The 11,708-nt window shown below is 59.6% G+C and carries 9 protein-coding genes and 1 pseudogene; 7 read left to right on the top strand and 3 right to left on the bottom strand.

What is annotated here, in order from left to right; translation table 11 throughout:
- On the bottom strand, positions 1 to 976 hold a 976-nt coding region (pta, locus tag Q0248_RS03390), incomplete at its 3' end, for a phosphate acetyltransferase (protein ID WP_299319744.1).
- A 625-nt stretch (positions 977 to 1,601) separates the two neighbouring features.
- Here pta and Q0248_RS03385 point away from each other — a divergent pair.
- Together Q0248_RS03385 and Q0248_RS03380 are read left to right on the top strand one after the other, a co-directional pair.
- Positions 1,602 to 2,324 (top strand): HmuY family protein, encoded by a 723-nt coding sequence (locus tag Q0248_RS03385; RefSeq protein ID WP_299319743.1) that lies wholly within the window; start codon positions 1,602 to 1,604, stop codon positions 2,322 to 2,324.
- Positions 2,325 to 2,419: 95 nt separating this feature from the next.
- Positions 2,420 to 4,360, top strand: a complete 1,941-nt coding sequence (locus Q0248_RS03380) for a TonB-dependent receptor (protein WP_299319741.1) — start codon at positions 2,420 to 2,422, stop codon at positions 4,358 to 4,360.
- Positions 4,361 to 4,477: 117 nt separating this feature from the next.
- Here the strand turns inward: Q0248_RS03380 and Q0248_RS03375 are convergent, their stop codons facing one another.
- Positions 4,478 to 5,695 carry a DUF2851 family protein gene (locus Q0248_RS03375; protein WP_299319738.1) on the bottom strand — a complete coding sequence of 406 codons (1,218 nt, stop codon included), beginning with the start codon at positions 5,693 to 5,695 and terminating at the stop codon, positions 4,478 to 4,480.
- 46 nt (positions 5,696 to 5,741) lie between these two features.
- Positions 5,742 to 6,191 (bottom strand): type I restriction enzyme HsdR N-terminal domain-containing protein, encoded by a 450-nt coding sequence (locus tag Q0248_RS03370; RefSeq protein ID WP_299319746.1) that lies wholly within the window; start codon positions 6,189 to 6,191, stop codon positions 5,742 to 5,744.
- An 89-nt stretch (positions 6,192 to 6,280) separates the two neighbouring features.
- On the opposite strand from Q0248_RS03370, the gene holA reads away from it, so the two are divergent.
- The 5 genes and pseudogenes from holA to Q0248_RS03345 form a co-directional block, all read left to right on the top strand.
- Positions 6,281 to 7,285 (top strand): DNA polymerase III subunit delta, encoded by a 1,005-nt coding sequence (gene holA / locus Q0248_RS03365; RefSeq protein WP_299319736.1) that lies wholly within the window; start codon positions 6,281 to 6,283, stop codon positions 7,283 to 7,285.
- Between the two features lie 503 nt (positions 7,286 to 7,788).
- The gene (locus tag Q0248_RS03360; protein ID WP_299319734.1) at positions 7,789 to 9,000 is read left to right on the top strand and encodes a C1 family peptidase; all 1,212 of its coding nucleotides are present in this window, start codon (positions 7,789 to 7,791) and stop codon (positions 8,998 to 9,000) included.
- A gap of 134 nt (positions 9,001 to 9,134) precedes the next feature.
- Complete coding sequence (folD, locus tag Q0248_RS03355) at positions 9,135 to 10,028, top strand: bifunctional methylenetetrahydrofolate dehydrogenase/methenyltetrahydrofolate cyclohydrolase FolD (RefSeq protein ID WP_299319733.1); 894 nt, start codon at positions 9,135 to 9,137, stop codon at positions 10,026 to 10,028.
- Between the two features lie 12 nt (positions 10,029 to 10,040).
- Positions 10,041 to 11,300, top strand: a complete 1,260-nt coding sequence (locus Q0248_RS03350; protein WP_299319731.1) for an MFS transporter — start codon at positions 10,041 to 10,043, stop codon at positions 11,298 to 11,300.
- A 34-nt stretch (positions 11,301 to 11,334) separates the two neighbouring features.
- Positions 11,335 to 11,708, top strand: a pseudogene (locus Q0248_RS03345) (glycosidase); the annotation flags it as partial.

The following is an 11,708-nucleotide window of genomic DNA, read 5'->3' as shown; positions in this document are numbered from 1 at the left end:
CGATGGCCACCATGCGATAGATGTCGTCCACGGAGCAGCCGCGCGAGAGGTCATTGACGGGAGCAGCCATACCCTGGAGGATAGGACCGACAGCCTCTGCCCCAGCCAGGCGCTGCACGAGCTTGTAGCCAATATTCCCAGCCTCGAGGGAGGGGAAGACGAGGACATTGGCCTTACCTGCTACGGGGCTATCGGGAGCCTTGAGCGAAGCGACCTTGGAGACCAGGGCTGCATCCAGCTGGAGCTCCCCATCGAGCAGCAGCTCAGGGGCCTGCTCCTTGGCCAGACGCGTAGCCTCGACGACCTTGTCTACCATCTCGTGGTGGGCACTGCCCTTGGTCGAGAAGCTCAGCATAGCGATACGAGGCTCGATGCCAGCGATGGCACGGGCCGATTCGGCCGAGGAGATCGCGATCTGTGCGAGCTCGGTAGCAGTGGGGTTCGGCATGACGGCACAGTCTGCAAAGAGCAGAAGTCCGTTTTCGCCATAGGTGTTGTTGGGGAGGAACATCATGAAGATACCGCTGACGCAGCTGATGCCTGGCGTCGTCTTGACGATCTGCAGTGCTGGGCGCAGCACGTCCCCCGTAGCATTGATCGCACCAGCTAGCTCGCCGTCGGCATCGCCGGCCTTGATCATGAGGCAGCCTAGGTAGAGGGGATCCTCGACGAGGATAGCAGCCTGCTCCTCGGTGAGGCCCTTACTACGGCGCAGCTCCAGCAGGAGCTCCTTATAGGCTTCCTTCTTGGCGTGCTTCTTCGGGTCGAGGAGCTCGGCCTTATCTATATTACGTAGACCGAGGTCGTGTGCGCGAGATCGGATAGCGTAGGGGTCACCGATGAGGGTTAGGCGGACGACGCCGTCGCGCAGCAGACGGTCTGCCGCCTTGAGTGTACGCTCCTCTGTCCCTTCGGGGAATACGATGTGCTGAGGGTTAGCCTTAGCTCTATCGATAATGTCCTGAATCAGATCCATAGTAATGGTAGATTTGTTGATGTTGTTAGTTCGCTTTGCTCAAAGGTACGGAATATCTACTGGCTTTCCCAAGAGCGCGCTTAAATTCCCAATAGAGAGCATGAATCTTTTTGCTGCGCCCTCCCCCTGGGGCTAAGGCGATGATCCCCTAGAGCATAGGGAGCCCGCAGGTGCTCTGCACCCAGGAGAAGCGCTCTTGGGGAAGGCTGGCAAGTGCGCTCCTTTGGGCTCGAGGCTAGCACCGCACGGCTAAGGCCGAGCCCTACCCTATCTCTCCCGAGGCAGAGGGATATCCATCAGAGTGCTGAGGGCTATCAGTCAAGCTCCTGATGGATGCCAGTCAGCATCGTGAGGGATATCAGTCAGCGAGCCCCTGATATGGGAGGGGCTGCGCGCACCGATATAGAGGACGGTACTCCGTATTGTATTGGGGGATCCCCTCAGGGGAGCTCCCTTTGCTTCGGGAGCAGTCGGCAGCAAGCTAAGGGCAGCGCCCTAGCTAACTATAGATAGGTAGCCGAGGAAAGCGAAATCACTACATGAGGGTATGGCGAAGGCTCTGGAGCTAGCGTACCTTTGCACCCGTAGTTTAGGAACCTCAATATCTCGATTACACCTAACCGCAATGATCAAAAGAATCTCCCTACTAGCCGCCTGCGCTAGCCTCGCCCTCTTCGCCTCGAGCTGCAGTAAGAAGGACGAGCCCGCCAAGGCGAATGCCAAGACCGTCGTCATCGACGCGACCAGCTATACCGACTATGTGTACTTCTCCTTCGAGCAGGGCAAAGTAGTCAAGACCGCCAAGTACGACGACGAGGCCATCAAGAAGGACCAGAGCTGGGACCTCGGGCTGCACCGCTATGAGTTCCGCACCAATAGCGGCACCTCAGGCTCGGGCAAGGGCGGCGCCTACGAGACCTCGGAGACCAATATCAATGCCTCCATCCCCGTCCCCACGAGCGTAGAGACCGACAAGATGCAGCCCCAGCTCATAGCCTCCCCCCACTTTGGCGGCGGCAATCCATCGAAGAGCCTCTTCGACTCCTACGTCAACACGCCTGCCAACCTCGTCCTCACCACGACGCGTGAGCTCAAGGAGGTCCCCGGTAGCCCTATGCCTGTCTTCAAAATCATCCGCCGCGGCGCCATCGTCCAGGACCTCTCTGTACACCTCGGCGGAAGCAATACAGGCGGCCCCAGCACAGTAGTCAGCGACAAGGTCTACGTCGTGCGTACGGCCTCAGGGAAGCACGCCAAGGTCAAGGTACTCTCCCATAAGGGTATCCTCAATGGCAAGGCCGACGTGACTGCCGTCATTACCCTCCAGTACGTATATCCTATCGACTAGCAGCGATGCGGCCCTAGGCCACATGCTCCTACGGTATGCCCCAAGCACGACCTCGATCTGGCGCGTGCTTGGGGCGTCCCATTAACGCCTACCCCATGCGCTTAGTATTACCTCTCCTCTGCCTCTCGACGCTCAGTCTGTCGCCCGAGCTCTCAGCACAGACCTCTGCCCAGGATAGCATCGCGCGCAGCTACGCTATCTCGGAGGTCGTCGTCACGGGGACACAGACCCCGCGCCTACTGAAGAAGCTCCCCATCATGACCCAGGTCATCAGCCACAAGGATCTGGAGCGGGTGCAGCCACGCTCGGCAGCCGATGCCCTGCAGATGACCCTCCCAGGGGTCAACGTCACCGTCCACGGAGCACAGTACCGCGTGTCGATCCAGGGCATGACGGGGGACTACATCCTCTTCCTCATCGACGGGGAGAAGATCACCTCCGAGGGGAACGGGGTGGTAGACCTCAATCGCATCGACATGACTACCATCGAGCGCATCGAGATCGTCCGTGGGGCCGCCTCCGCCCTCTATGGCTCCAATGCTATAGGTGGCGTGGTGAACTTCATCACCAAGAAGGCGGGCAAGCGCCTCCAGGCCACTGCTGGCCTCGACTACAGCAGTGAGGGACAGACGCGCTATACGGCTAGCCTCCAGGCGCGCTACAAGGGACTCTACAGCAGCACCTCGCTCGGCTACACCGACCTCAAGGGCTACACCATCCCCACACGTAGCGGGGCGAGCGATCAGCTGGCGCAGAACGCGGTGATGGGGAGCAAGACTCAGCACTTCGGCCAGAGCCTTCGCTACCGCCCCGAGGGGGATCGACTCGAGCTCTCAGCCTTCGTCCGCTACAGCTTCCGCGACCAGGAGCAGGACGGTGCCACGCGCAATCACTACCACACGCACAACATCGGCGGCAAGGGCTACTACGCCTTCTCCGACCGCTCCAGCCTAAGTCTGGACTATAACAACGAGCTCTACGACCGCTCCTATTGGTATACCTACGTAGGCAGCAAGAGCCCCGTATTCCTCTTCCATGCCCATACGGCACGCCTGCAGTACAACTATGGTAAGGAGGGCTCCACACCGATACTGGCCAATATCGGCGCCGAGCTCTACGCCGAGGACCTGCAGGGCAACCGCATCTCCGAGGATGGCGCTACCCGCCGCGCACAGCTCTATTCGCTCTACGCCCAAGGGGAGTGGCATGCGAGCGACCATTGCTCCGTGGTGGGCGGACTGCGCTACGACAGCCACAGCCGCTTCGGGGGGCACCTCTCTCCGCGCCTCTCGGTACTCTACAGCATAGACCGCATGCGCCTACGGGCCTCCTACTCGGAGGGCTTCCGCTCGCCCTCGATCAAGGAGCTCTTCATGAGCTGGGACCACCTCGGGATGTTCTTCATCAAGGGCAACGACGGGCTTCGCCCCGAGACCAGCCGCATGCTTAGCCTCTCCTCCGAGTGGCAGACGCAGCAGCTCAACCTCACCCTCATCGCCTCCTACAATGAGATCAAGAACCGCATCAGCATGGTCGAGGAGGACGGCGGCAACACGCAGCGCTATCGCAATACCTCCACGAAGGCGCAGCTGCTGAACCTGCAGGCCAGCCTGCGCTGGCGTCTGCCGCTAGGCTTCCACCTCGCTGGGGACTACGTATGGCTACGGGATCTCGACCGCGTGACCAACAAGTCTGGACGTAGGCTTCCCTTCGCCAACACGCGCCCGCACAACTTCACCAGCACGCTCGGCTGGGAGCATCGCCTGGGTCGATACGCCCTCAGCGCTAGCTATACCCTACGTGGGTCGAGCAGCGTAGAGACCGCTCAGTACAATACCGACCTCAAGGATTACCTCGCCGTACGGCATGAGGGCTTCACCCTCTCCCGCCTACATGCGGGCATCGCCTGGCGGGAGCATATCCGTCTCGGGGCAGGGATAGACAATCTCTTCGACTATCACCCCGAGACGCTCAACGTCACGGGCTCGACCTCCCCAGGCCGCAGCTACTACCTCTCCCTCGGGCTCTCGCTCTAGCAGCTACCTTGGGATAAAGGACATCCGCCCCCACTACGAGCTCTTCTATGGACTCGTGGTGGGGGCGGATCTGTATCCGGGGACCTCGGTCTCAGATGGGGGATCGAAGGACTTTGCCTAGCCCTTCAATCCACGCTCCTGCTCCTCGCGGTAGTGCTCCAGCTGGAGTATAGCTTGGCTCTCGAGGGCATCTCGTAGCTCTAGCCCTGCCGCTCGGTAGAGGCGCGTCACCCTATTGTCTTCGGCAGGGATAGATCTGAGGAGCTCGAGATCTGGGGCAGCGCCCCGCAGTCCCTCCTGCCGCTGCGCGTAGAGGACCTGATAGGGCAAGACGACATTGATGATCAGAAGGTCGCAGAGGCTACTCGTGATCGCAGCCCGTGCTGGCTGTCCCTCGACCTCCGCCTCGGCAGCAGGTAGCGTGAAGAGCTCGTGCAGGGCGCGGCGCGTCCTAGCTCTCAGGCAGCGATCCCCGAGGAAGTCGCGGTGTGTGAGGAGGGCAGCGACCTGCAGCAGACGACGCTCGGGGAGGTTGGCGGGACGCGTCCGTGCACGGCGGAAGGTGCCTGCTCCTAGCGCGCGAAGCTCGTACTTATGCCGCAGGAAGTGATATTCCTCGGCGAGCTGCGTCCTATAGGCGCCCTCGGGCAGTACCTCGATGAGCCCAGCTTGCCCCAGTAGGAGCGCCTCTACTTGGTCCAGGCGGTCGCTGTGCTTCTGCAGTAGGTGCAGCGGCAGAGCAAAGGCTAGACGCTCCATGGCCTCACTATTGAGCGTGCCGCCGAAGTAGCGTAGCAGCTGCGCCCAGAAGCACTGACCCCAGCCCCCCGAGGCACGCTCCAACAGCTGCGCGCAGGCCTGTACCTTCGACTGCATACGTGCACGGTAGAGGCAGAGGAGGAGGCTGGAGCGCTCCTCGGCACTGAGGTCAAGGAGCGCCGCTGCAGAGGAGCTGCTGTAGAGCTGCTCGACCAGCGCCGCCTGCTCCTCGGGCTGCGTGCGGGGGACGAGGATGAGGCAGGTCGGTAGCTCCTCGCCATTCAGCCCCGCTACCTGCCGATTGTCGACCTCTACGACATGCAGGATCACCGAGCTGTAGGCAGGGTCTGCGTGGTGCCCATGGGCGAACCACTCGGAGGCGGCATGATGGATCTCGACACAGCCCACCCATAGGAGCTGGTCGATGCGTATGCGGGCGGCGAAGAAGTCGGGACCCGCATGGAGGTTAAGTTCGCCGGGGTCAAGCACCTCGATGCGTGCACCAGCCAGCGCTCCCGTAGGGATGAGCTGCTCGTAGCGCTGATGTAGCCAGAGGTAGTGAAGGAAGGCTTCCATGGTCGGGAGATAAGGTAGTGGGCTGAGTCTTCTGTGGTCTCGGAGGCTAGAGTTCCGTATAGCGGGGCAGCTGCGGCAGCGGGCTGTAGCTCTGCCCCTCGTAGTCGATGCGCCAGGCGTAGTGCGTGAAGCCGTTGCTCAGGACTAGGTAGGGGACGCGCAGGGCATAGTTGTAGCGGACGATCTGCTGGAGGACCTTGTCGGTAATCAGCACCTGGGGCGCCTTGTACTCGAGGAGCATCAGCGGGCGTAGCTGGCGGTCGTAGACGACCGTATCGCAGCGCTTCTTGGTCTGCCCAAGCTCTAGCCCCACCTCATTCATCATCAGCCCTGAGGGGTAGCCTAGATAGCTGAGGAGGTAGTGCACGAAGTGCTGGCGCACCCATTCCTCAGGGGTGAGGCGCACCGCCTTGCGACGTAGCTCATCATATATATAGGTCTTGCCCGAGCGCTGGCTGAGGCGCGGCTCGTAGCTAGGCAGGTTTAGCTCCATGATGCGTATCTTTGTGCTGTCTCTGAGATGAGACTAAGCGCTAAGATACCTAAATAATCAGTCACGCCCTCGCGGCACCTAATGCGAGCCCTATGCCCACCTATGATGAGCTGACCAAAGCGATCAAGTCTAAGTCCCTTGCCCCCGCCTATCTGCTAGCCGGTGAGGAGCCGCTGTACATCGACCGACTCGCGCAGCTCCTGCTAGACACGCTGATCCCCGAGGAGGAGCGCGACTTCAACCTCAGCGTGCTCTATGGCGCGGAGGTAGGAGCCCGCGACATACTCACTGAGGCCATGCGCTTCCCGATGATGGGCACTCGGGTACTGGTCGTCGTGCGAGAGGCCCAGCTCATCAAGGACCTAGACCTCCTAGCTGAGCACCTCGAGGCCCTCCCCTCCTCGACCTGCCTGGTGCTGTGCTACAAGAAGAAGCCCGACAAGCGCAAGGCCCTCTACAAGCGTCTCGAGGCCGCTGGTGCCGTATACGAGTCCAGCCGTATCTATGACTCCAAGCTCCCCGATTTCATCACTAAGAGCTTCGCCCAGCAGCAGCTCGCCATCGACCCGCGGGCAGCTAGCCTCATGGCCGAGGCCACGGGGAACGATCTAGAGAAGATCCTAGGCGAGGTCGAGAAGATCGCCCTCGCGCTGAGTGCCCAGCAGCAGCGTCAGGTGGGGCTGGATGAGATCGAGCAGTATATAGGGGTGAGCAAGGAGTACAACGGCTTCGAGCTGCAGTCTGCCCTCATCAAGCGCGACGCCGCTCGCGCCTATCGCATTGCCTTCTACTTCTCGGCCAACGAGCGCAACCACCCCATCCAGCAGATCCTCGCCATGCTCTTCGGCTTCTTCAGCAACCTCATGGCCGTGCACTATATGGGTGCTCGGGACGAGCGCAGCATAGCCTCTGGGCTGAAGATATCGCCCTACGCTGCCCGTGACTATAACCTCGCACGAACGAACTATAATGCGGCTCAGGTCTTCGCCATCATCCGCCAGCTGCGCCTGCTTGACGCCTATTCCAAGGGCGTAGACGCTAGTATCCCGAGCTCCGAGCTCTACAAGGAGCTTGTCACGCGCGTCCTCGACGCCTAGCTCGCAGCCCTCGCTTAGCGAGGGGCGCCAAGTGCCCCAGGTCGCAGTGATCTAAGTCTCCCCTCCATGAAGGATATCCCTCAGTACGCTGACTGCTATCCCTGAGGCTCGTGACTGACGCCCTTCAGCGCTCTGACTGATATCCCTCACGGCGCCGCCCCCTTATCCCTTGGCACAGCTGCAGCACGAGCCGCAGCCCGCTTCCTCATTATATGGAGTGCATTGGCAGCACTCTTTCAGTTCCACTTTGCCTTGCCGAAAGCAGACCTACGCACGGCTCGACTCCTTCCCTTGCCTTCGGATGAAAAGGTCCGTAAAGGCCCCTCCCCTCATCCCTCACGGATGGAGAGCGGCAATGAGGCATAGGTAGCACGATGCGCCAAGATAAGGCGGGCAACCCTTCGCATTAGGACGATAGCAGATATTTAGCTATCTTTGGACACATAGCTCCTCCCTGGGGAGCCTTAGTCTGAAACTATTTCACACAAAACGAATAAAAGGAGATGAAGAAACTAATCGCACTAGCCGCTGTAGTGAGTCTCAGCGCTGGACTATGGGCGCAGACACCTCAGCAGCCCAAGACGGATGGCGAGGCCAACGTCTTCACGACGGTGAAGGACGCTCGTATCACGTCGGTCAAGGACCAAGCAAACTCAGGGACCTGCTGGGCCTATTCGGCACAGAGCTTCCTCGAGGACGAGCTCATCCGTATGGGGAAGGGTAACTTCGACCTCTCCGAGATGTTTGTCGTCAGCCACTCCTACCGCGATAAGGGGCGTAAGTATGTACGCCTGCACGGCAAGCTCAACTACGGCCAGGGCGGCTCCTTCTACGACGTAATCTACGTCCTCAAGCACTACGGGGCAGTACCCCGCTCGGTGATGATGGGGCTGAACTACGGTACGACGCGCAATCAGCACAGCGAGCTGGAGTCAGGGCTCAAGGCCTTCCTCGACGCCATCATCGCCAAGCCCAACGGCAAGCTCTCCACGGCCTGGTATCCCGCCTACGAGGGGATCATCGACAGCTACCTGGGCAAGCTCCCCGAGAGCTTCACCTACAATGGCAAGAAATACACGCCTAAGAGCTACGCCGAGGCCATCGGGCTCAACGCGGACGACTACGTATCGCTGACCTCCTTCACGCACCACCCCTTCTACTCCAAGTTCGCCCTCGAGATCGAGGACAACTGGCGCTGGTCAGAGTCCTACAACCTGCCCATCGACGAGTTTATGCGCGTCATGGAGCACGCCATTGACAAGGGCTTCACCATCGCTTGGGGCTCGGACGTCAGTGAGCGCGGCTTCACCCGCGACGGGATCGCCGTCCTAGCCGACCTCGAGGAGATCCAGACGCAGGGCTCCGACCAGGCTCGCTGGGTAGGCCTGAGCGTCAACGACCGCGCCAGCTACATCAATAAGGTGATCCACTCGGCTAACGTCCCCGAGATCAACCCCACGCAGGAGTACCGCCAGCAGGGCTTCGATAACTACGAGCTGACGGACGACCACGGCATGGTCATCTACGGCACGGCGAAGAATCAGAACGGGCGTAAGTTCTTCCTCGTCAAGAACTCTTGGGGCGAGGCCGGTAAGTACAAGGGGCACTGGTATGCCTCCTACAACTTCGTCAAGGGTAAGACGATGAACATCGTCATCAACCGCAAGGCTCTGCCCGACGATATCGCCAAGAAGCTCGGCATAAGCAATAAGTAGCCTCCAGAGCCTACAGGCACCACAAGGACGAGCGGTCAGCTATCCCCTCTAGGGGCTGGCTGACCGCTCGTCCTTTGTCCTTTTTTAGCTATCTTTGAGACGCATTTACGCTTCGACAATACAAACACATTACTATGGCAGAACAAAGCTATACGCTCCTAGATGGTAAGGGGACCAGTGCCCGTATCAAGGAGGAGATCGCCCAGGAAGTCGCTGCACGCCTGGCCTCAGGCAAGCCCGCCCCTCACCTCGTCGCTATCCTCGTCGGTCATGACGGCGGCAGCGAGACCTACGTAGCCTCCAAGATCAAGACCTGTGCTGAGGTAGGCTTCCGCTCCAGTCTCATACGCTTCGAGGACGACGTCACCCAGGAGCAGCTGCTCGCTGAGATCAAGCGGCTGAACGAGGATCCCGACGTGCATGGCTTCATCGTACAGCTTCCTCTGCCGAAGCATATAGACGAGCAGAAGATCATCGAGGCCGTAGACCCAGCCAAGGACGTCGACGGCTTCCACCCCATCAATGTAGGGCGTATGAGCATCGGTCTCCCTTGCTTCGTCTCCGCCACGCCCCAGGGAATCATCGAGCTCCTGAGACGCTACGAGATCGATACCCGAGGCAAGCACTGCGTCGTCCTCGGGCGTAGTAATATCGTAGGCAAGCCTATGGCCCAGCTGCTCCTACATAAGGGCAACCCAGGCGACTGCACCGTCACTGTCTGCCATAGCCGTACGCCAAATATCAAGGAGCTCTGCCTGCAGGCCGACATCATCGTAGCGGCACTGGGCGTCCCCGAGTTCCTGCGCGGTGATATGGTCAAGCCCGGAGCGGTGATCATCGACGTAGGTACGACGCGTGTACCCGACGCAACGAAGAAGAGCGGCTTCCGCCTCTCGGGAGACGTCGCCTTCGCGGAGGTAGCGCCCAAGGCTAGCTTCATCACGCCTGTCCCAGGCGGCGTAGGGCCTATGACCATCGTCTCCCTGATGCTCAACACACTGCAGGCGGCGCGCCAGCAGCAGGACTAAAGCTCCAGCACAATGGCAAAACGATTCAATCCCATCGCATGGGTGCCTAGCGTCTACTTCGGTATGGGGCTCCCCTACGTAGCCCTGTCGCTCGTCTCGGTACTGATGTTCACCGACCTCGGGGTAGACAAGAAGGACGTGACGCTATGGACCTCGCTGCTGGTGCTCCCCTGGTCGCTCAAGCCCCTCTTCAGCCTCTGCATGGAGCTCTTCGGCACCAAGCGCCAGTACGTCTATATGACGGAGGCCGTGACGGCGCTGATGTTTGGGCTCGTCTCATTTGCTCTGCCACTGCCGAGCTTCTTTGCCGTGACGGTAGGAATCATGGGCGTCATGGCGATCAGCGGGTCTATGCACGACATCGCTGGCGACGGCGTCTACATGCAGCAGCTCAGCACCCAGGAGCAGGGCGTATACGCGGGCTGGCAGGGTGCCTTCTATAACCTAGCCAAGATCCTCACCAATGGCGGCCTCGTCTATCTGGCGGGGACGCTCTCCAAGAGCCTCGGGCTTACCAAGGCCTGGATGGTCATCATGGGCATCTGCGCGGGCATCATGCTGCTACTGGCTCTCTATCACATGGTGGTACTCCCCCAGGAGCCCAAGCGCGATCGGCTGAGTGCCGACGAGGGGCTCAAGGAGCTGATGGAGATCCTCCGCAGCTTCTTCACCAAGCCTTATATATGGCTCTACCTAGGCTTCATCTTCCTCTATCGCCTCGGCGAAGGGCTGGCGATGAAGATTGCCCCTATCTTCCTCAAGGATGGGCTGGACAAGGGCGGACTGGCGCTGAGCAACGAGCACTACGGCCTCATCTACGGCACGGCAGGCACGATCGCCTTTATCCTCGGCTCCATCCTCTCGGGCTACTACATCGCTAAGTTTGGGCTCAAGAAGACGCTCTTTTCACTGGTCTGCATCTTCAACATCCCCTTCGCCGTGTATCTACTCTTCGCCATCTTCCAGCCTCAGGGGCTTGGATGGCTCGCTACGGGGATTATCTTCGAATACTTCAGCTACGGCTTTGGGTTCGTAGGTATCACCCTATTCATGATGCAGCAGATAGCCCCTGGCCCGTACCAGATGGCACACTATGCCTTCGCCAATAGTCTGATGAACCTCAGTGTCATGATACCTGGGATGATCAGTGGCTGGCTCGTCGGGAAGCTAGGCTATCAGAGCTTCTTTATCCTCGTCATGGTGGTTACTCTACCAGCTATACTCATGGCTGCTCGCCTTCCCTTTGTACACAAGGAGCAGAAGGCTGCCTAATCTAGATGATATTTACTGTAATAATAAGAACTGAATGAGCAAGATCAAGATCGTAGGACAAGCCCTACCCGATATGCCCTGGGAAGACCGCCCTAGTGGCTGCCAAGATGTAATGTGGCGCTACAGCGCGAACCCCATCATCCCACGTGACCTACTACCTACCTCAAATAGCATCTTCAATAGTGCTGTCGTCCGCTTCGGTGAGGGGTATGCAGGGGTGTTCCGTTGTGATGACACCAATAGGCGTATGCGCCTACATGTTGGCTTCAGCGATGATGCTATCCACTGGAATATCAACCATGAGCCTCTGCGCTTTGAGTGTGATGACAAGGAGATCGGAGAATGGGTCTATGGCTATGATCCTCGTGTAGTCTTCATCGAAGATAGATACCATGTCACTTGGTGTAA

Source organism: uncultured Porphyromonas sp., from assembly GCF_938046015.1.
GTDB lineage: Bacteria > Bacteroidota > Bacteroidia > Bacteroidales > Porphyromonadaceae > Porphyromonas.
Note: the sequence above shows the minus strand (reverse complement) of the source record. Positions and strands in the feature narration are given on the sequence as shown.